This is a genomic window from Hymenobacter cheonanensis (assembly GCF_030581075.1).
In the GTDB taxonomy this organism is placed as follows: Bacteria; Bacteroidota; Bacteroidia; order Cytophagales; family Hymenobacteraceae; genus Hymenobacter.
This window is the reverse complement of the sequence record NZ_JAUQSW010000007.1, coordinates 51,454-71,493: the sequence shown is the minus strand read 5'-3', so window position 1 is coordinate 71,493 and position 20,040 is coordinate 51,454. Positions and strand designations below refer to the sequence as shown.

Here is a 20,040-nt window from a genome sequence, read left to right as displayed (position 1 = left end):
GGCGCTAGCAAAAAGCCTCCTTTCCCAGCCGGGAGAGGAGGCTTTTTTAGGCGTTAAGTTGTTTACGACCCCTAGCTTACGGGCTGAAACAGCCGGCTCCAGCGCACCTTGTGCAGCCAGTCGGCGTAGGGGTCGAGCGAGAGCCACACGAACACGGCCTTGCCCACAATGTGGTCTTCGGGCACAAAGCCCCAAAAGCGCGAGTCTTCGGAATTGTGGCGGTTGTCGCCCATCATGAAGTAGTAGTTCTGCTTGATGGTGTAGCTCGTGAGCGGCCTACCATCTTGCAGAATCATGCCGGTGTTGGCGTCCCAGGTTACATTTTTATTACGCTCGTACTGGCTCACTATTTTGTAATAAATCGCGGCGTTGGCCGGCGTGAGGGCAATGGTTTGGCCCTTGCCAGGCACCGGCAGCGGGCCATAGTCGTCGAGCTGCCACTGGCGCGGCACCGCGCTGCGGGCGCCCGACACGTCGAAATCGGCCACGTCGGGAAAGAGCTGCGCGGGCGGCACCACCACGGTGAGGCCCTTCACGTAGGGCTGCCGCCGGAAGTACGCGGCCACGCTAGCCGGGCAGCTAATGACGTAGCCCAGCTTGCCGGTGGCGGCGCTGGCACCCACGGCTGGCAGGCCGTCGGGCTGGGTGTAGTCGGCCACTCCCTGCTCGCGCAGGGCCTGGCGCACCTCATCGTTGGGGGCGGGCACCTCCATAAAGTAGGTGGTTTGGGGCTGGCCCCCAATGGCGCCGGGCCGGCCATTGAGAAACACCTGGCCGTGGCGAATAGTGAGCGTATCGCCCGCCACGGCAATGCAGCGCTTGATGAGAAAGGTGCGCAGGTCGGCCGGGCGCTGCTGCTCGTGGGGCACGTGAAACACCACCACATCGTTGCGCCGCACGCTGCTAAAGCCGGGGAAGCGGTACGTAGGCAGCTGGATAAGGTCGGAGTAGCTCTTGAGGCCTAGCACCGGCAGCGTTTGGTGCGTGAGGGGCACTTGCAGCGGCGTTTGGGGCGTAATGGGCCCGTAGTGCAGCTTGCTCACAAACAGATAATCGCCCACCAGCAGCGAGTGCTCCATGCTCTCCGACGGAATAACGTAGGCCTCCACCGCCGACCAGCGCAGCAGCGAGGCGGCCACCACCGCAAAAAGGAGCGAGTCGAGCCACTGGCGCGCATGGCTTTTGGGCTTCGGAGGGGTGCTGGGGCGGCTGGTAAGGAAGGCCATAAGTACGTGAGTGAAAAGGTGTAAGCCTACAACGGCCTGGCACCGCTTCGTAGTATCGCGCCCGCAAAAAGCAGCGGCTACCGGCTGCCCGACTTTGGCTACTAGCACCTTGCTGCGTTCTACCAAACCTGGGTGAAATGCCGGTTCCAGCCGCTAGCCCGCCGGGCTACTAGCCTAGCGAGCGAGCGCCGGGCCCAAGCTGCCAGTTGAATTCTATAAGCAATGGTTTGCTTCCTGTTCTTTTAAAAAACGCGGCCAGAAGACCTTTGTATCGTATACAGCACGCTGCCCCCCGCAGCCCTAAACCGCTATTTTCTATGAGCAACCAAGCAAACCAAGTGGCCCCGGCCGAGGCTAAGCCGGCGCAAGCCCAGTATTTCACCGGCACGGCCTGGGTCAAAATGCTGGCCCCCGCTGGCAACGCCACCGACTGCACCGTGGGCGACGTGCTATTTGAGCCCGGCTGCCGCAACAACTGGCACGCGCACCCGCACGGCCAGCTGCTTGTGGTGACGGCCGGCACCGGCTACTACCAGGAAAAAGGCCAGCCCGCGCGCCGCCTGCGGGCCGGCGACACCGTCGTGATTGCCCCCGATGTCGTGCACTGGCACGGCGCCACGGCCACCGATTGGTTTGCGCACCTGGCCATCAACCCCAGCGCCAGCCAGGGCGCGCCCGTGTGGCTAGCGCCCGTGACTGATGCCGAATACCAGGCAGCGGCGCAGTAAATAGCTATTACGTAAGCCTTGTCAGCCCTATTCACCTTCGTAAACCTACCCTGGCACGCGCCGGTGCGCAGCAGCGGCCTAGCCACGGCTGCGCACCGGCGCGTGCTGCCCTAGTGGTGGCCCAGCACATCGTAGCGCAGCCACACCAGGCCGTCGGGCAGTTGCTCTACGTGCTTCAGGCGCAGCTTGGCGGGCGGGCCGGGCTGCTTGCCAAGCTCAAAAACGGCCGCCGAGCTGGCCGCCCCGTCGATAACGGGGTAGTGCAACAAGCTCAGTTCATCGACCAGGCCCGCCTTGAGCAGCGAGCCGTTGACGTGGCCGCCGCCTTCGAGCAGAATGGTTTTGATGGGAAATAACTGGCTGAGCTTGTCAAGCACCAGCTTGAAATCCAACTCTTTCGTGCCGCCAAAAATGTACGACACGCCCTGCCGGCGCAGGTAGGCCAGATACTCGTCGCTGGCCTGCTCGGTCAGCACGCTGATAAGGTGGTCGGCGTCGATGTGGCCCGCCTCCCAGCCCAGCTTGCCGTGCGCATCGATGGCAACGGCAAAGGAAGTAGCCTCCTTATCGGCCACGAAATCGTGGCGGTCGGGCGGGGCAGTGCCGGGCCGCAGGTCGGGCGCCAGGCCATCGGTAAAGTCCTTTTCCATCGTCACGCGGCCGCAGAGCCAGGCCTGCGCATCGAAGGTGGCGGCGGTGGTTTCGTAAGCTTTGGTAGTGGGCGCGGCGCCCCAGCGGCTGGTAATAATGCGGCCGTCGAGCGAAGCCACCATGTGGCAGATAACGTGGGGTTTCATAGGGGAGAAAGCGCAAAAAATAAGCGGCTAGCTGCCAGGTACGGGCCGGGCGCCAGGCCGTTGCCAGCGGCCGGCCAGGCCCCGGTGCCCGGCAGGCAAGGCGTAGCCATTCGCCCGAAAATTGCAAGCAGCCGATGCGGGGCGTGGTGGTGCCAATGCCCACCCCGCCGGTAGCTTGGGCCTAAGCCAGGGGCACGGCAGCCGGCATAAAGAAACCCAGCTAGCGAAATATTTGGTCAATAATCCGCCGCGAAAAGGTTTTTATCTAAGTAGAAACGTGAACAACGTATAGACAACCTGCGCAACCATCTGTCGCTGAATTATTTCCTGTCATTGCTACCCACTGCCCGGCCCGGCAGGTCCGCGCCGTCGCCAGATGAGCCGCCCCGCTCCTACCCCGCCGGCACTGCACTCAGCGGCTTGATTTGGCTTCTGAATCTGCGGACCAGGCCGCCCTGCTGAAACAAAAAAAAGCCCCTAGCGCAACGCTAGGGGCTTTCGCAGAGAAGGAGGGATTCGAACCCCCGGACCTGTTACAGTCAGCGGTTTTCAAGACCGCCGCAATCGACCACTCTGCCACTTCTCTAGAAAAATAAAATGGTAAAACGGCAACTTGGCGAAGAGTGGAAGCCACTTCACCAAGGCACTATTTCACCATTTCGCAGAGAGGGGGGGATTCGAACCCCCGATACCCTTGCAGGTATAACGGATTTCGAATCCGTCGCATTCGACCACTCTGCCACCTCTCTAAAGGTCCCAAATTGAGTGGTTGGGGCTGCAAAATTAGGCAGAAAATGGGAATGCGGAAGAGCCGGCGCCGAATTTTCTTGATTTTTCTGCTAGGTGCCTCACTATCAATTCCTCATTTTTTTTCAGGCTTGCTTGGGCATTACCTCCAGCCGGCCCGTTACGGCGTCGATGCTCACGTTGACTTCGAAGCCGATAATGAGCGTCATGCACACAAACTCCAGCCACACCATGAAGCCCACCAGCGCCCCGATGGAGCCGTAGAAGTGGTTGTAGGAGTTGAAGATGCGCACGTAGAGCGTGAACAGAAACGACACCAGGAAGATGAGCAGCGTGGCCACCAGGGCCCCGGTCGAAATGAAGGGCCACTTGTCGTGCACCGGCGGCACGAAGTAATAGATAACGCAGGTAGTGGTGAGAAACAGGCCGATGAGCGAGCCGTAGCGCAGCACCAGAATCATGAATTCGGTGGAGCTTTCGGGCACGATTTCGTAGAACACCAGCCCATCGATGATGAAGGTGCCGAAGAAGATGCCCGCGATGGCAATCACCAAAATGAGGGCTAGCGCAAAGGTGAGGCCGGTGGCTATCAGACGCTTATGCAAGTAGCCGCGGTGCTTAAACCAGGGGTATTTTTTCTCAAACGCATCGAGCAGGGCCATAATGCCGTTGCTGGACAGCACCAGGGCCGATACAAACCCGAAGGAGAGCAGGCCGCCGTGCGGAATGCGCACAATGTCCTCGATGGTGCCCGCCGTGGCCGAGTACAGCTCGTGGGGCATGATGTCGGCCAGGAACTGGAGAATGTCCACGTCCAGATTGGGCACCGGGATGTACGGGATGAGCGTGAACAGGAAAATAATGGTCGGAAACAGGGCCAGCGTGAGGTTGAAGGCCATGTAGGCGGCGCGCTTTTCGAGCGAGTCGAGGCGCAGCTCGTGCAGCACGCGCTCGCCCACCTCATATACCGAGATGCGGCCCCCGCGCATGCGCTGGCGCTTGCCCCACGCCATAAGCGTGCGGTAGGCGCGGTGGCGGCGCACATCGGGCAGCATAGCGCGGCGGCGGGCGGGAGGAGCGAGCATTAAATGAGGCTGAAGACTAAAGCAGTACTAAAGAACGTCATGCTGAACGAAGTGAAGCATCTCACTCGCTCCGCTAGGGTTGCTAATCTACCGATTTGAGCGAGATGCTTCACTTCGTTCAGCATGACGTTCTAGTTTTCTTGTTCGTTCCTAGTTTCACTTACCAAACGCGGCCGGGGCGGGCGCCTCGCCGGGCGTGGCGCGGCCGGGGCCTAGCGGACTGTCGCCCTCACCTTCGGCGAAATACGGGGCTAGCTTCTGGCGCACGCTGTCGGGGATGGGCACGGGGCGGCCGGTGGCGGTGCTCACAAATACCATGAGGGTGTAGCCTTCGGTGAGCAGCTCGCCGGCCTCGTTGCGAATTTCGTACTCGAATTTCACCCGCGAGCCTTCGGCCAGTTCGCGCAGCAGCACGCGAATGGTGAGCAGGTCGTCGTAGCGGGCGGGGCGGCGGAAGCGGGTGTGCAGCTCGCCCACCGGCATGCCTACCCCCTGCCCTTCCAGGTCTTTGTAGCGAATGCCCAGCTCCCGAAACGATTCGGTGCGGGCTACCTCAAAATACGCCGCGTAGTTGCCGTGATAGACGTAGCCCATCTGGTCGGTTTCGGCGTAGCGCACGCGGATTTGAATATCGGATTGGTACATAAGAACTTATAAATGACGTTATAAAACGTCTGTCATGCTGACGAAGGAAGCATCTTATCAGGTTTGCCAGGCAGCTGCTCTACCCTGACAAGATGCTTCCTTCGTCAGCATGACAGACGTGAGGAACACGAAGAACAGGTCCTAGCGAATGCCCGCCCGCGTGAGCGCCGCCTGGTAGCGGCGGGCATTCACGAGGTGCTGGGCCTGGGTGGCGGCGAAGGCGTGGTAGCCGCTGAAATCGTCCTTGGCACAGAAGTAGAGGTAATCGTTTTGCTCGGGGTGCAGCACGGCGTTGAGGCTGGCGATGCTAGGCAGGTCGATGGGGCCGGGCGGCAGGCCAGCGTACTTATAGGTGTTGTAGGGCGAATCTTTTTGCAGGTGCACGTTGAGCACGCGCTTGATGCCGAAGTCGCCGTTGGCGAATACTACGGTGGGGTCGGCTTGCAGCTTCATGCCGCGCTTGAGGCGGTTGAGGTACACCCCGGCAATGCGGGGGCGCTCGTCGGCGTGCTGCTGCTGCTCGGCCTCCACAATACTGGCTAGGGTACTCACTTGCACGCGGGTCAGGCCTAGCTTCTGGCGGGCTTCGTCGCGCTCGGGCGTCCAGAATTTCTCATACTCGGTTTTCATGCGCTGCATGAGGTTCTGGGCCGAAGTATTCCAGTACAGCTCGTAAGTGTTGGGGATGAACATCGAGAGTACCGTAGTGGTGTCGAAGCCCAGGCTCTTGGTGTAGCTAGGGCTGCTGAGCAGCGAATCAATCTGCCGGGGCTTGGCGTCGATTTGCTTGCTGAGCTTGGTGGCCAGCTCGCGGCGCAGGCGCACGTTGGTGAAGGTGAGCTTGAGCGGCGTTTGGCGGCCCGACTTCAGCAGGTTGATTACCTGGCGATTGGTCATGCCGGTTTTTAGCTCGTAGCGGCCGGGCTTCACGGCGCCGGGCTTGTTGTAGCCCATGAGCTTGCCTACGAAGTGCAGCGAGAGCGGGTCAATCACCACTTTTTCGCCCTCGGCCCGCACGTTTTCTACCGCTACCAGAGCCTTCTGCCAGTCGTCGCCCCGGTGGATGTAGGCAAACGCGGGCTTGTCGCGGGTGTCGATGTTGGTGGTGTAGAAAATCTGGAAGAAATAATACGAGAAGCATACCAGCAGCAGGCCGATAATCACGCTCACGGTGGCAAAGCGGTTGCGGCGCTTGATGGAATCAGCCCGGTACTCGATAGCGGACTTTTTGACAGGTTCAGACATGGAGCAGGGAATAAGGACTTCAAAATTAACTCCGCCCTGCCCTACCAACGCGGCCGGCCTAAACAACTGGCGGCGCTTTTGCTTATAACCCCCAACCGAAAGCCGGCCAGCCGCCCAAAACCGCCGGCCGTAGTACCTTTCCCGCCCCAACGGGCCGCCCCCACTGGCCCATCGTTATTCATTATCCCTTTTTCTGCCCTATGGCCGCTACCCTGCTCCGCATCCATCCTGATAACCCGCCCCAAAACCGCATTCTGCAAGTAGTAGAAGTGCTGCGCAAAGGCGGGCTTATTATTTACCCCACCGATACGGTTTATGGCATTGGCTGCGATATCAACAACGCGAAAGCGGTTGAGAAGCTGTGCCGCATCAAAGGCTTGAAGCCCGAAAAAGCTAATCTGAGCTTTATCTGCCACGATTTGTCGCACATCAGCGATTACGCGCACGGCATCACTACGCCGGTGTTTAAGGTGATTAAAAAGGCGCTGCCGGGTCCGTTTACGTTCATTTTCGAGGCTAGCCCCAACGCCCCGCGCTACGGCGGCGTGAAGCGCAGCACGGTGGGCATCCGGGTGCCCGATAACCAGATTGTGCGCCAGATTGTGAAGGAATTCGGCACGCCCATCGTGAGCACCTCGGTGCGCGAAAGCGAGGAGACGCTGGAAGAATACGTGACCGACCCCGACCTGATTTTTGAAAAATACCGCTCGCTCGTCGACCTCGTCATCGACGGCGGCTTCGGTGGCAACGAGCCCAGCACCATCGTGGATTGCACCAACGATGACTTCGAGCTGGTGCGCCAGGGCTTGGGCGATATTGAGCAGTTTTTGTAAAAAAGCTCCCTGGCAAACGCGAAACGGCCGGCTGCGAGCATTCGCAGCCGGCCGTTTCGCGTTTCAGCCTACTGGTGCGCCGGGCGCGTGTGTTTCCAGCGGCGGTGCGTCCAGAGGTACTGCTCGGGATAGGCGCGAATATCGGCCTCCAGTTGGCGCACAAAGGCCTCGGTGGCTGGGAAGCGCTCCAGCGCATCCAGCGACTTGGCACCCGCGCTGATTTCCTCGCCCTGCGGCAGCTGCACAAAGCGCGCCTCGTAGTAGCCGCGCCGCACCCGCCGAACGCCCACGTACAGCACGTCGCAGTCGAACTGCACGGCCAGCCGGTCGGCGCTGGTGTAAAAGCCGGCTTCGCGGTTGAGAAAGTCAGTCCAGTACGGGCGGTCGTCGGGGCCGGCCGCCTGGTCGATGAGCAGGCTCAGCTCCTGGCCCTGGCCCCGGTAGCGCACCAAGTGCCGGAACGTGCCGAGCATAGGCACCGCGCCCGCCCCTAGCCGGGTGCGCAGGCGCAGCGTAAACTGCTCGAAAAACTTATTGTTCAGCAGCTTATACACGCCCGTTATCTGCCCCGGAAATAGCAGGGCCGCGCCGCCGAGTATCCACTCCCAGTTGCCCATGTGCGAGCCCAGCACCAGCACCTGCCGGCCAGCGGCCAGGGGGGCACCGAGCACTTCGGGGTTGCTGAAGCGCATACGGCGCTTCAGTTCCTCGGCGCTGATGCTGGCCAGCTTCAGAATCTCGACCATTACCTGCGCGAAGTGCCAGTAAAACTGCCGGGTAATGCGGCGTATTTCGGCCTCCGTCTTAGCCGGGAAAGCGTGGCGCAGGTTATCGAGCACCACTTTTTCGCGGTAGTGCACCACGTAGGCCAGCAGCCAGTAGATGAGCCGGGCAAAGCCGTGCAGTACCGTGAGAGGCAGGTGGGCTAGCCCCAGCAGCAGGGCCGTAAGCAGGCGGTAGTACCAGGGCAGGGCAGCGGGCTGGCTCATCGGGGCACGGCGGCCCCGGCGGGGGCATAGTCGGTGAGGCTACGCTCGCCGGTTTGGCGCTGGGTGGCTACTACTTTTTTGGTGGCCGCGTCGCGGGCCTCAATGGTAAGCGTAAAATGCCCGGCCGGAATAGGGCCCAGCGGCAGCTGGCCCACAATGGGCGTGGGCCGGCCGCCCTGGGTGGTCACGAGCGGCGCGTCGGCATCGGCGGCGGTGCCATCGTCGGCGGCCAGGTGGTAGTGCAGGCGCACCGAGCGGCCGGCGGGCACCGCATTCAACTCGGTGTAGAAGAAGACGTTATCGGCACCCCGGCCGTAGTAGCCGCCCGCCGCCCGCGTGAGCAGGTAGCCCCCACGGTTGAAGACGCTTTCGGCGCTGGCCTTGGCCGCGGGCTTGGCCAGAAATACTAAATCGCTGAACGCCGGCCCGGTGGGGGCCGCCAGCACCAGGGGCTGCTCCACAGTAGTTTCGCCGTTGGCACTCTTGTACTGGTCGCGGATGCGGCCGCGCAGCGTGTAAGTGCCATCGGGCAGGGCCACGCGCTTGAGGAAGCTAAGTGGGTTTTTGATGGCAATGGTGGTATCGCTGAGCACGGGCGGCTTCAGCGTCACGGTTTCGTGCCAGGCCGCTGTGCCATCGGCTTTCAGAATATCTAAATCGACCACCGCCGACGACTGAAACGAGCGGGGCGCCCGCTGCCGGTAGGTGAGCGGCTGGGTGGGCACCGTCACGGAAATCTCCACCTCGCCACCCTTCTGCACCTGGTCGAGGTTGCGGAATTTGGCCACTTGCAAAATGAGTTGCGGCGGGCCGGCCTGGGCGGTGGTTACTGCAAAAAACAGCGGAAAAAGCAAATTTTTCATTCTTACTAGTTTACATTGCATATCGGCGCTGCCAGTCAATTTGTGGCAGTTGAATCCGTGACTCCGGGTCGCCGTTCCATTCAACAACTAAACCAACTTTCTGCATAGTATCCTGCACTTGCTGGCCTATCACCCTCTTGGTATCCGCTTCATTATCAAGGCTACTGAAGGCTAGCCACAGCCCCATGCCATTCACGGCCCGCTCCAAGTCTTGGCCATGATAAAAGCAATAACCTTTTGTTAGCTCCGACGGGTATTTGGCCAATACTTCGTCTACGCTATCCAAGCCGTCGGACATTGTATACCCGGCATTTTGCAAGCAAATGATACCCAGCCGCTCTAAAGTAGCAAAGGCTTGGGCGAGTCGGTCACAATCTGTTGGGGCAGGCCAGGTAGCTTCGGCTCGCTGCTTAGTAGCAAACTCCCGAGCTATCAAACTCTTCAGCAGCAATTCGTCGACTTCCTCCGCTTCGTCTTTCAATTGCTCAGCTAGCATATCAGCTACTTCGGAGACTGAGTAAAAGCCCGACCAAACCCAGACGTGAATGGCAGCAGCATAATCTTCTGTTACGTCGTCCATATAGGCTATCAAGCACTCAGCTACTACCGCGGCTGAGGCTACAAAGTAACGTACTGCCGCTACCTTGCGGCCATGTCCGTTGTCCTTACCGAGTTGCACTACCTGCCCTCGATTCCCTATTTCCAGCAAGTACTAGGGGCCGAAAAGCTCTTGCTCGACGCCCACGAGCACTACCACAAGCAGACCTACCGCAACCGGGCGCTCATCCTCACGGCGCAGGGCCCGCAGCCCCTCACGGTGCCGGTAGTGGATGGCGCGCGCTCCGAGAAAATCCGCACCAGCGAGATTGAAATCGACTACCGCCAGAACTGGATGCACCGCCATTTTCGCACCCTGCAAACCGCCTACGGCGCCTCGCCGTATTTTGGGTACTACGCTGATTATTTGCAGGATATTTACACCCAGAAGCCCGCCAGGCTCTGGGAATTAAATCTAACTTTTTTGCAGTTGCTACTGCGCTGCCTGCGCTGGCCACTGCCCACCGAATCTACTACAGAGTATCTGGCGCCGGCTAGCCTGCCTCCTACTCTACTCGACCGGCGCGACTTCCTGACACCCAAAAATGCCCTAGCCGGGGCCGGACCTGACAGTCCGTCGCAACGACCGTATTCGCAGGTTTTTGGTATCGCATTTGTACCAGGGCTAAGCGTGTTGGATTTGTTGTTTATGCAAGGGCCGGCCGCCGGACAGTTTTTATAGGACAGGCGCTTAGCCAATTTTAATTTGTCCGAACCTTCGCCCGCGGGCGCTTGTTTTTCTCATAATCCGCTTTCCTTTACGTATCGTTGTAGCGCAACTATTCGGGCCGTTTTCGGTACAGCTACTATCTGCGTCTTATTTCTATCTTGCTTGCATGGAAGCTAAATTTTCAAACCGCGTCAAGGAGGTTATTTCCTTGAGCCGGGAGGAGGCCATCCGGCTCGGCCACGACTACATTGGCACCGAGCACCTGCTGCTGGGCATGATTCGCGAGGGCGAAGGCACGGCCCTCGGCCTGCTCAAAAAGCTCGGCGTGGCCACCGATGAGCTGAAGTTTGCCCTGGAGCAAGCCACGCGCAACACGGCCTCCACCCAGGGCACCAGCATCACCGGCTCGATTCCGCTGACCAAGCAGACCGAGAAGGTGCTGAAAATCACCTACCTCGAAGCCAAGATTTTCAAGTCGGAAATCATCGGCACCGAGCACCTGCTCCTCTCGATTCTGCGCGATGAGGACAACATTTCTTCTCAAATTCTTTCCAAATTCAACGTGAACTACGAAACCGTGCGCGACTCGCTCGACTACCACGGCGCCGCTCCGAACACCAGCCCCAAGGCTGGCCCGGAGGCTGACGACGATGATGACCGCCTCTTTGGCCAGGGCCAGGGCGGGGCTGGCCGCGGCCAGGGTGCCCAGGGTGGCGCCGCTGGCGCTGGTGCCAAGCGGGCCGGTGAGAAATCGCGTACTCCGGTGCTCGATAACTTCGGCCGCGACCTTACCAAGCTAGCCGAAGAAGATAAGCTCGACCCCATCGTGGGCCGCGAAAAAGAGATTGAGCGCGTGGCCCAGGTACTGAGCCGCCGCAAAAAGAATAACCCGATTCTCATTGGTGAGCCGGGCGTTGGTAAAACGGCCATTGCCGAGGGCCTGGCCCTGCGCATCATCCAGAAAAAGGTAAGCCGCGTGCTGTTCAACAAGCGCGTAGTGACCCTCGATTTGGCTTCGCTGGTGGCGGGCACCAAGTACCGCGGCCAGTTCGAAGAGCGCATGAAGGCTGTGATGAACGAGTTGGAAAAGTCGCCCGACGTGATTCTGTTCATTGACGAGCTGCACACCATTGTGGGCGCCGGCGGGGCTAGCGGCTCGCTCGATGCCAGCAACATGTTTAAGCCGGCCCTGGCCCGCGGCGAGATTCAATGCATCGGCGCTACTACGCTGGACGAGTACCGCCAGTACATCGAGAAGGATGGCGCGCTGGCCCGTCGTTTCCAGATGGTGATGGTGGACCCCACCACGCCCGAGGAAACGATTGAGATTCTGCACAACATCAAGGACAAGTACCAGGACCACCACCACGTGGTGTACACCGACAAGGCCATTGAGCAGTGCGTGAAGCTGAGCGACCGCTACATGAGCGACCGCTTCCTGCCGGATAAAGCCATTGACATCCTCGATGAGGCCGGTGCCCGCGTGCACATCAACAACATTGTGGTGCCGGAGGATATTCTCAAGCTCGAAGAGCAGATTGAGAATATCAAGACGGAGAAAAACCGCGTGGTGAAATCGCAGAAATACGAGGAAGCTGCCAAGCTCCGCGACACCGAGAAAAAGCTGTTGGAGCAGCTCGACTCGGCTAAGAAGAGCTGGGAAGACGAGACCAAGAAGAAGCGTTACACGGTGAAAGAGGAAAACGTGGCCGAGGTAATCGCCATGATGACCGGCATTCCCGTGAACCGCGTGGCCCAGAACGAAGGCGAGAAATTGCTGAACATGGGCCAGGAGCTGAAGGGCAAGGTAATCGGCCAGGACAAGGCCATTGCCCAGCTCGTGAAAGCTATTCAGCGCACCCGGGTGGGCCTGAAGGACCCGAAGAAGCCGATTGGCTCGTTCGTATTCCTCGGCCCGACTGGTGTGGGTAAAACGGAGCTAGCCAAGGTGTTGGCTACTTACCTCTTCGACAAGGAAGACGCCTTGGTGCGCGTGGACATGTCGGAGTACATGGAAAAATTCAGCGTATCGCGCCTGGTGGGCGCGCCTCCCGGCTACGTGGGCTACGAAGAGGGCGGCCAGCTGACGGAGAAAATCCGCCGCAAGCCGTACTCGGTTATCCTGCTCGATGAGATTGAGAAGGCGCACCCGGATGTGTATAACCTGCTGCTGCAAGTGCTGGACGACGGTATTCTGACCGACGGCCTCGGCCGCAAGGTAGACTTCCGCAACACCATCATCATCATGACCTCGAACATAGGGGCGCGTGACTTGCAGGACTTCGGCGCGGGCATCGGCTTCGGCACGAAGGCTCGCAACGAGAACATGGACGAGATTACGAAGGGCACCATTACCAACGCCTTGAAAAAGACGTTTTCGCCCGAGTTCCTCAACCGTTTGGACGATGTGGTAGTCTTCAACTCGCTGGAGAAGAAAGACATTCACAAGATTATCGACATCAGCCTCAGCAAGCTGCTGGCCCGCGTGCTCACGCTCGGCTACAAAGTGGAGCTGACCGAGAAAGCAAAGGACTTCGTGGCCGACAAAGGCTACGACCCCAAGTACGGCGCTCGCCCGCTGAACCGGGCTATTCAGAAGTACATTGAAGACCCGATTGCCGAGGAAATCCTGAAAGCGCAGCTGCTGCACGGCGACGTCATCACGGCCGACCACGAGGATGGCAAGGATGAGCTGACGTTCAGCATTGCCAAGAGCGACGAGAAGCCGAACCTGGCCAGCGACGAGCGGCCGGAGGAAGCCCCCTCGGAGCCCGAGAGCGGCGAAACGAAATAAGTAAGGTTATCAGATGAAAAAGGCCGGTTCCGCAGTGCGGGACCGGCCTTTTGCCTGGCATATATGCGGCAGCTACCCGACGGCTGGGAGCTGGCAAGCGCCGCTTCAAACATAAAAAGACCGGCTTCGCAGGACGAGGCCGGTCTTTCCGCTTTCATAGCTCGAGGATTCTTCGTCCTCTTTCTCCTCGCTAGGAGTAGTATTGCCTTGCGTTTAGTTGCATAGCTGCCCATGACCCGCCAAGTATTTTTTGCGGCGGCCCTGGCCGCTGGGCTGGCTTTGGTGCCGGTGTTGTACGTGCAGTTTATCTGGCCCTCAGTGCTGGGCTACGTGCCCATGCACTACACCAGCGCCGGGGTTGCCGGTCACTTTGTAGAGCGCACGTGGCTGCGCGACATTAGCTGGCTGCCGGGGCTGGCGTGGGTGGCACTCACGTTTTTGCCGCAGGTACAAGATGGGCAAAAGCCTGTTTTGGAGCAGCTCGCGCCAGCGCCGCACCCGGCTGTGGTAGTGGGCAGCCTGGCGCTGGCTATCGCAGCTATTGTATACCGCAGCGCCCACGCCAGCCGGGCAGCGCCCGGGCTGGGGCCCGTGCCTGAGCTGGCGCCGGCCCGCTAGCCGCCCTGCTTGCTGCTGCCGCTCTTGGTGTCGTCGTTCTGGATGGATTTGCGCTGCTTGCCGGCGCCGGCCTGCCCGAAGCGGTAGCTGAAATTGAGCCGGAACGAGCGCTGGTAGGCCCGGTACTCGCTATGCTCGGTAAAGAGCGGCGTGGTGGTGGTGTTGCGGTAAGCCCAGTAGGCGTTGAAGGGGCTGCCGAAGTTGAGGGTCAGGTCGGCCTTTTCGCCCAGCAGCGTTTTCTTCACCCCTAGCTGGTAGTAGAGGTTGGCCGGGCCAGTGCCCTGAATGTCGGGCATGGGCGTGCTGGCAAACGCGAAGCCCTGCACCGTGAAGCCCTTGTTCAGCTTATACGAGGTGTTGACGTTGATGCCCGCCGCGAAGCCCCGGCGCTCGATGCCCAGCGCGGGTGAGCTGCGCACCACGTACTGCACGTCGGGGCCGGCGCTAAGGTCCCACTTGGGCAAGGGCTTGGCCGAGAGGTACACGTTGAACTGGTAAAAGGTATTGGCGGCCACGTTGGCGAAGGTTTGGGCGGCCACGCTAGGGTCGGGCGTTACGCTGGCGGGCAGCGGCACGGGTGGGTTGGGATTGGTGGTGAGGTAGCGAATCTGCTCGATGGCGTTGCCGGTATGGCGCACCGAAAGCGCGGCATTCAGGGTCGTTGTCTTAACGGTGGTGCTGTAGGCCAGCTCGTATGAGTCGGTAAACTCGGGGCTCAGCAGCGAGTTGCCGAAGGAAATATTCTTGGCATCGGAGCGGTCCACGAACGGGTTGAGGTAGTCGATATAGGGCCGCGTGATGCGCCGGCTGTAGGCAAAGCGCAGGCTGGTAGCGTCGCTGAACGCATAGCGGGCGCTGCCGTTGGGCAGCAGCGAGAGGTAGCTGGGCAGCGACACCTCGGCGCTGCCCGCGCCAAAGCGGGCCAGCACCTCGGTGCGCTCGATGCGGGTGCCGAGGCTGCCGGTCAGCTTCTTGCCCGCGCTGAAGGAGTAGATGGCGTAAGCCGCCTGCACATTCTGCGCATACGTAAAATCCGTCACGCGGCGCCCGTCGGGCGTCAGGCTAGGGCCATACATGGTGCGCAGGGTATCGACGGTGGCCTGCGAGCCGGTGCGCCGGAAAATGGCTTTCAGGCCCAGCTCCAGGGTGCGCTTGTCGCCGAAGGGCTGGGTGAAATCGGTTTGCAGCGTTACCTCGTGGCCGGGAGTGCGGCCCCGGCTGCGCTCCCGGTAGCTGGCCAGGCTTTGCTCCAGAGCAGTGTAGGAATTGGCATACTGGTCGAAGTCGTAGCCGAAGGTGCCGCTGTTGAGCGCGTACTGCCCTAGCACGCTCCACTCCTTGCGGGCCGTGGCAAAGGTGCGGGTATAGGTGCCGGTACCCTCCACGTTCAGCCCGCTAAAAACGCTTTTGGTAGCGCGGGTAAAAAGCTGATTATTTGCCGGGTTAACGTTGATGTATTGGTTTACCAGGTCCTGGGTCGAATTGCCGCCGTAGCCATTCACCGAGCCGGCCAGCGAAATGCTGTGATGCTCGGCGGGGTCGTAGTCGAGGCCCACCGTGCCGTAGTACCAGCCGCCCAGGTTGTGGTTGCTCGAGCTTTGGCGCAGCGTATCGGGCACGGCCGCCGCGTAGCCGATGCGCTCGCGGCTCGACTGACCTGGGTTGTACCACGCCCCGGCGTTGGCCGAGGAAGTGAAGCCGATTTTGCCCTTCTTGAAATTGAGGGCCGAGTTAAAATTGGTGTTGCGGTTGCCGCTGGCTAGCCCCACGCGGCCGTTCAGGCCCTGGTCTACACCTTTTTTCAGCACTATGTTGATGATGCCGGCCGTGCCCTCGCCATCGTACTTGGCCGAGGGCGTGGTGATGATTTCGACGCTCTTAATCTGCTCGGCCGGAATGCTTTTCAGGGCCTCGGCCAGGTTGCGGGCCAGCGTGGGCGAAGGCTTGTTATTGACGAGCACCTTGAAATTGGCCGAGCCGCGCATCTTCACGTTGCCGTCGCCATCCACGGCCAGCAGCGGGGCCTTGCGCAGCACATCCTGGGCGGTGCCGCCGGCGTTGCTCACGTCCTGGTCGGCGTTGTATACGAGGCGGTCAGGCTTTACCTCCACCACTGGCTTGGTGCCGATAACCACCGCCTCGCCCAGCGCCTGGGCGGCGGTGGGTAGCAGCAGCGTGCCCACTGCCGTGGGGCCGGTGCCCACCACCACGGGGCGGGTGCGGGTGCCGTAGCCCACATAGCTGGCCCGCAGCCGGAAGCTGCCCGCCGCCAGCTTGGTAAGGGCAAAGTGCCCTTGGTCGTCGGCGGCCACCCCGGTAAGGGGCTTGTCGCCGGTGGGCGGCAGCAGCACCACCGTGGCGTAGGCCACCGGCTGGCGGCCCAGCGAGTCGAGCACCGTGCCGGTGAGCGCGCCGGTGGCGGGCACCGCCGGGGCTGCTGCGGGCGCTTGGGCCAGCGCCGCCGTGGGGGCTAGGCTCGCGGTAAAAAACAGGCATACCAGCCACTGGATAGTCGTTTTCATAAATAAATAGGATGAGCGCCGCACGGCTAGCCCTATGGATGCGCTGGCCAGCCCGGTAGTTGCGTATTAAGATGAAGATTTTGTGGAGCGACGCCCAGCCCGTCGGCCGGCGCGGGAATTCGTCATCGGGCAGGCACCTTGTTTTTAAGTCCACTAGCCCATGTAAGCGCGGCGGGCATTCGGCAGGCTAGGTCGCTAGGGGCAGCTACTTGTGCAGGGCTTCGTAGCCCATGCCCAGGCCGGCGGTGCTGCCGGTAATCCGGAAAGCCAGGCGGGCCTGGCGCTCGCCCAGGTTGCGCACCAGCGCCGTTGAGCCAGCGCCGAAGGCTAGCTCGGCCCGCTGGCCGGGCTCCAGACTACCCCGCTCCTGCACGACACCGGTGGGCCAGCGCTCGGCCACACTTACTGGCACGGGGCCAACATTGTGGGCCGCCACCCGAAACGCCCCGTGCTGCCCCCCGCCCAGCACAAACTGCTTGCCGGGATCGATGAGCGTTTGGGAAATGATTGGACCGCAGACGGCAAGCAGCCCGAGGCTGCCCAGCAGGGCGGTGGCAAGGAGGGTACGCATGGCAGGCAGCGGAAGAGAGTGAAACAACGTTCCAAAGGTCCTCGGGCTGGCTGCGCGTTGCGCTCCAGGTCATTATCTGGGCCGTCCCAACTTATGATTTGGGCCGCGCTACTTCGCTGGGCGCCTGGCCCAGCAGCTTCTTAAACACGCGGTTAAACGTTGATTTTGAGTTAAATCCGCTTTCCAGCGCCACGCCTACCAGCGAGTAGTGCGCCAGGCGCGGGTCGGCTAGCTTGCGGCGGGCCTCGTGCACCCGGTAGGTGTTCACGAAGTCGTTGAAGTTCTGCCCGCAGCCCGCGTTAATGACTTTGGACAGCACGTTGGGCGTGGTGCGCAGGCGCTGAGCCAGCTCCGTCAGCGTAAGCTCGGGCTCCAGCCAGGGTTGCTCGGTAGCCATGAGGGCTAGCAGCTTATCGCGCCAGGGCAGCAGCTCGGGCGGCAAGGCTGCGGGCGCGGTGGGTTCAGCAAGCAGCGGTTGAGATGCGCCCGGCCCGCCGGCTGCTAAATCCGGCACGTCGTTGGGTTCGCCGCCTGGCGCTTCTGCCAACCACGATGCGCCATCGGGTTTACTGCCGGGCGTGGGGGCTGCATCGGGCTCGAAGCGCAGCGGGCTGGTAGCCGCCGCGTAATTGGCCTGCAGGCCCACCACAATAAGCCCGTAGATGAGCACGCCGCGCAGGGCAAACAGGTACCAGGCGGCATCGTAGCTCAGGTCAAACAAGTAGTTGAGCACCGAGCCCACTAGCCCCAGCGCCAGCACCAAGGCCTGCAGCACCAGCAGCTGCCGCAGCCCGGCAAAGCGCAGGCGCTCGGGGTCGGAGAAATTGTCGTTGAGGTAGTGGGCGTAGCGGCGATAGTCGGCCAGCATGCGCAGGCCATAGCCTACCAGCAGGGCCACGGCCAGCCAGTTGAGGGGCGCAAACAAGGTGTCGCGCCAGGTGGCCGCCGCCCCTTTGGTACCATAGAAGTCGGGCAGCGCCTCGTGGTGCAGCCCACGCCGCCAGCCCAGGTCGAGCAGGGCCACGCCCGCAAACAGTGCCACCTGCCCTAGCCCCGGCAGCAGGTGCCCCCAGGCGCGCGGCCCCAGCCGAAACTCCTGGTTGGTGAGGCTGCGGAAATACAGGTAGTAGCCCGGCCCCATAAGCAGGCTAAGCTGCCAGGGCACGTAAAACATGACGGTGGAGTAGCCATCGTGGCTGTCGAACCAGCCGGCGTAGCCCAGCATCCACTGGCTCACGATGAGCGTGGGCAGCAGCAATAGCAGCGCCAGCAGGGCATCGGGGGTGCTGCCGCGCCGCCACGCCCGCCCCAGCAGCCACAGCGTGGCCACCGCACCGGGCAGCACAAAAGGCAGTAGCAACGAGCTGCGCGGGCCAAAGGCAAACAACATGCAGCGAAAGTACGGCGCGGGGCCGGGCGGCCGATGTAGGCCCCTGGTGTAGCTTTGGGGCACTTCCCTATTGATAGTTATGAACATCCTGCGCCACGTCGACCTGACCCGCGTTTTCTTTGTCGACATTGAAACCGTGCCGGGCTGCGCCACCCACGCCGAGCTGCCGCCCGCCCACCAGCCGCTGTGGCAGAAGTTTTGCGAGAAGCGCCACGCCAAGGAGCTGGCCGATGGCCAGACCCACGCCGAATTATTCGCCAACGGCGGCCTCTACGCCGAGTTTGGCAAGGTGGTGTGCATTTCGGTGGGCTACTTCCGGCTGCTGAAGGATGAGACGCTGGAGTTTCGCACCAAGTCGTTTGCCGACGACGATGAGTGCGAGGTGCTGCGCAGCTTCGGGCAATTTTTGCAGCGCTACGCGCCCTACGGCCCCGCCCGCTACGCCAAGCTCGAAACGGCCGGGCCCGACGGCAGCTTTCTCTGCGCCCACAACGGCCGCGAGTTCGACTACGGCTACCTGGGGCGGCGCATGCTCATCTGCGGGCAGGAAATTCCGCCCATGCTCGACGTGGCCGGCCACCGCCCCTGGGACCTGCCCCATCTGCTCGACACGATGGAACTGTGGAAGTTTGGCGACAATAAGGGCCACATTTCGCTGCCGCTGCTGGCGGGCGTGTTCGGCATCCCGTCGCCCAAAGACGACATCGACGGCTCGCAGGTGGCGCAGGTGTATTGGGAAGAAAAGGACCTGGCCCGCATTGTGGCCTATTGCGAGAAGGACGTGCTAACCACCGCCCGCATCTTTTTGCACTATACTGGCAAAAAAGATTTGTGGCCCGTAGTGCAGCTCACCCAAACGCCCTGGGCGCCCCGGCCCGTGGCCGTGGGCTAGCCCCCAGGCCCCGCCATGCGCCTGCCCAAGCCCTTGGCCGAGCGGCGGCTCGGCGTGCTCAACTTCGCCGTTATCGTACTGTCGGTGTATGTGTTGGCGGCGCTGTTTGCCAGCACCATGTTTCGGCTGCCGCCCGAAACTGCGCACCTGCTCGGCCTGGCCGACAACGCCGTGTGCGGTTTTTTTCTGCTTGAGTTCAGCGTGCGCTTTTACCGCGCCAAAAGCAAGCTGGCGTTTCTCAAATGGGGCTGGGTAGACCTGGTGGCCAGCGTGCCGCAGGTGGGCTGGCTGCGGGCCGGGCGCACCCTGCGGCTGGTGCGGCTGCTGCGCATTTTGTGGGCCTTCCGCTCGACCAAGCACTTGCTGCACCACCTGTTTCGGAGCCGGGTGCAGGGCACATTTGCGGCGGCGGCGCTGGTGGCGGCGCTCCTGGTGGTGTTTTCGTCCATCGCCATTCTGCAGGTCGAAACCCGGCCCGACAGCAACATTAAAACGGCCGAGGATGCCCTGTGGTGGGCCTACTCGACGATTACCACCGTGGGCTACGGCGACAAATACCCCGTAACCGGGGCCGGCCGCCTCATTGCGGCGGCGCTTATGACGGTGGGCGTGGGGCTGTTTGGCACGTTCACCGGGTTTTTGGCCTCGTGGTTTGTGCAGGCCCGCCAGCCCGAGGCAGCCAGCCCACCGCAGGTGCCCGACGAACCCAGCTAGCCTTTGCGGAGCGCCTCACAACCCCAGCTCGGAGCCAGTATAGTGGGCTTCCTCAATAACTTGCACGCCGCCGCACCCGTGGCCTGCCGGCGCCGGCGCGCCGGTACGTTGGCC

At 61.6% G+C, this 20,040-nt stretch carries 18 protein-coding genes and 2 tRNA genes; 7 read left to right on the top strand and 13 right to left on the bottom strand.

Going from position 1 to position 20,040, the window contains the following annotated elements:
* Positions 1 to 71: 71 nt before the first annotated feature.
* A complete protein-coding gene (gene lepB, locus Q5H89_RS14275) occupies positions 72 to 1,226 on the bottom strand; it encodes a signal peptidase I (protein ID WP_305020007.1) in 1,155 nt (384 codons plus the stop codon).
* A 317-nt stretch (positions 1,227 to 1,543) separates the two neighbouring features.
* Here lepB and Q5H89_RS14270 point away from each other — a divergent pair, with 317 nt between their 5' ends.
* On the top strand, positions 1,544 to 1,954 hold the full coding sequence (locus tag Q5H89_RS14270) for a cupin domain-containing protein (protein WP_305020006.1): 411 nt from the start codon (positions 1,544 to 1,546) through the stop codon (positions 1,952 to 1,954).
* A gap of 110 nt (positions 1,955 to 2,064) precedes the next feature.
* Here the strand turns inward: Q5H89_RS14270 and Q5H89_RS14265 are convergent, their stop codons facing one another.
* The 6 genes from Q5H89_RS14265 to mltG form a co-directional block, all read right to left on the bottom strand.
* Positions 2,065 to 2,751, bottom strand: a complete 687-nt coding sequence (locus tag Q5H89_RS14265; protein WP_305020005.1) for a RibD family protein — start codon at positions 2,749 to 2,751, stop codon at positions 2,065 to 2,067.
* A gap of 501 nt (positions 2,752 to 3,252) precedes the next feature.
* Positions 3,253 to 3,337, bottom strand: a tRNA-Ser gene (locus Q5H89_RS14260).
* A 76-nt stretch (positions 3,338 to 3,413) separates the two neighbouring features.
* Positions 3,414 to 3,500 (bottom strand) — tRNA-Ser (locus Q5H89_RS14255).
* A gap of 123 nt (positions 3,501 to 3,623) precedes the next feature.
* Positions 3,624 to 4,583: a YihY/virulence factor BrkB family protein gene (locus tag Q5H89_RS14250; protein WP_305020004.1), complete on the bottom strand. Its 960-nt coding sequence runs from the start codon at positions 4,581 to 4,583 to the stop codon at positions 3,624 to 3,626.
* A 156-nt stretch (positions 4,584 to 4,739) separates the two neighbouring features.
* Positions 4,740 to 5,228, bottom strand: a complete 489-nt coding sequence (locus tag Q5H89_RS14245; protein ID WP_305020003.1) for an acyl-CoA thioesterase — start codon at positions 5,226 to 5,228, stop codon at positions 4,740 to 4,742.
* A 141-nt stretch (positions 5,229 to 5,369) separates the two neighbouring features.
* Positions 5,370 to 6,473 carry an endolytic transglycosylase MltG gene (gene mltG, locus Q5H89_RS14240; protein ID WP_305020002.1) on the bottom strand — a complete coding sequence of 368 codons (1,104 nt, stop codon included), beginning with the start codon at positions 6,471 to 6,473 and terminating at the stop codon, positions 5,370 to 5,372.
* Between the two features lie 200 nt (positions 6,474 to 6,673).
* On the opposite strand from mltG, the gene Q5H89_RS14235 reads away from it, so the two are divergent.
* Complete coding sequence (locus Q5H89_RS14235) at positions 6,674 to 7,306, top strand: L-threonylcarbamoyladenylate synthase (protein WP_208132680.1); 633 nt, start codon at positions 6,674 to 6,676, stop codon at positions 7,304 to 7,306.
* A 68-nt stretch (positions 7,307 to 7,374) separates the two neighbouring features.
* Here the strand turns inward: Q5H89_RS14235 and Q5H89_RS14230 are convergent, their stop codons facing one another.
* From Q5H89_RS14230 to Q5H89_RS14220, 3 genes are read right to left on the bottom strand one after another with little or no spacing between them, the layout of a single operon-like run.
* Positions 7,375 to 8,295, bottom strand: a complete 921-nt coding sequence (locus Q5H89_RS14230; RefSeq protein ID WP_305020001.1) for a lysophospholipid acyltransferase family protein — start codon at positions 8,293 to 8,295, stop codon at positions 7,375 to 7,377.
* A complete protein-coding gene (locus tag Q5H89_RS14225; RefSeq protein WP_305020000.1) occupies positions 8,292 to 9,158 on the bottom strand; it encodes a hypothetical protein in 867 nt (288 codons plus the stop codon). Before Q5H89_RS14225 ends, Q5H89_RS14230 begins: the two co-directional genes overlap by 4 nt.
* 10 nt (positions 9,159 to 9,168) lie before the next feature.
* Entirely contained in the window at positions 9,169 to 9,738 is a 570-nt protein-coding gene (locus Q5H89_RS14220) for a DUF6891 domain-containing protein (protein WP_305019999.1), read from the bottom strand.
* 72 nt (positions 9,739 to 9,810) lie between these two features.
* Here Q5H89_RS14220 and Q5H89_RS14215 point away from each other — a divergent pair, with 72 nt between their 5' ends.
* The 3 genes from Q5H89_RS14215 (at position 9,811) to Q5H89_RS14205 (ending at position 13,837) form a co-directional block, all read left to right on the top strand.
* Entirely contained in the window at positions 9,811 to 10,437 is a 627-nt protein-coding gene (locus Q5H89_RS14215; protein ID WP_305019998.1) for a WbqC family protein, read from the top strand.
* A 154-nt stretch (positions 10,438 to 10,591) separates the two neighbouring features.
* The gene (locus tag Q5H89_RS14210) at positions 10,592 to 13,219 is read left to right on the top strand and encodes an ATP-dependent Clp protease ATP-binding subunit (protein ID WP_305019997.1); all 2,628 of its coding nucleotides are present in this window, start codon (positions 10,592 to 10,594) and stop codon (positions 13,217 to 13,219) included.
* 231 nt (positions 13,220 to 13,450) lie between these two features.
* Positions 13,451 to 13,837, top strand: a complete 387-nt coding sequence (locus tag Q5H89_RS14205) for a hypothetical protein (protein WP_305019996.1) — start codon at positions 13,451 to 13,453, stop codon at positions 13,835 to 13,837.
* Here the strand turns inward: Q5H89_RS14205 and Q5H89_RS14200 are convergent.
* The 3 genes from Q5H89_RS14200 to Q5H89_RS14190 form a co-directional block, all read right to left on the bottom strand.
* Positions 13,834 to 16,359 (bottom strand): TonB-dependent receptor domain-containing protein, encoded by a 2,526-nt coding sequence (locus Q5H89_RS14200; protein WP_305019995.1) that lies wholly within the window; start codon positions 16,357 to 16,359, stop codon positions 13,834 to 13,836. The two genes, Q5H89_RS14205 and Q5H89_RS14200, sit on opposite strands and share 4 nt — an antisense overlap.
* 205 nt (positions 16,360 to 16,564) lie before the next feature.
* Complete coding sequence (locus Q5H89_RS14195; protein ID WP_305019994.1) at positions 16,565 to 16,930, bottom strand: hypothetical protein; 366 nt, start codon at positions 16,928 to 16,930, stop codon at positions 16,565 to 16,567.
* Positions 16,931 to 17,021: 91 nt separating this feature from the next.
* Entirely contained in the window at positions 17,022 to 18,320 is a 1,299-nt protein-coding gene (locus tag Q5H89_RS14190; protein ID WP_305019993.1) for a helix-turn-helix domain-containing protein, read from the bottom strand.
* Between the two features lie 79 nt (positions 18,321 to 18,399).
* Here Q5H89_RS14190 and Q5H89_RS14185 point away from each other — a divergent pair, with 79 nt between their 5' ends.
* Together Q5H89_RS14185 and Q5H89_RS14180 are read left to right on the top strand one after the other, a co-directional pair.
* On the top strand, positions 18,400 to 19,212 hold the full coding sequence (locus tag Q5H89_RS14185) for a ribonuclease H-like domain-containing protein (protein ID WP_305019992.1): 813 nt from the start codon (positions 18,400 to 18,402) through the stop codon (positions 19,210 to 19,212).
* Between the two features lie 15 nt (positions 19,213 to 19,227).
* Positions 19,228 to 19,926 carry a potassium channel family protein gene (locus Q5H89_RS14180; protein WP_305019991.1) on the top strand — a complete coding sequence of 233 codons (699 nt, stop codon included), beginning with the start codon at positions 19,228 to 19,230 and terminating at the stop codon, positions 19,924 to 19,926.
* Positions 19,927 to 20,040: the final 114 nt, after the last annotated feature.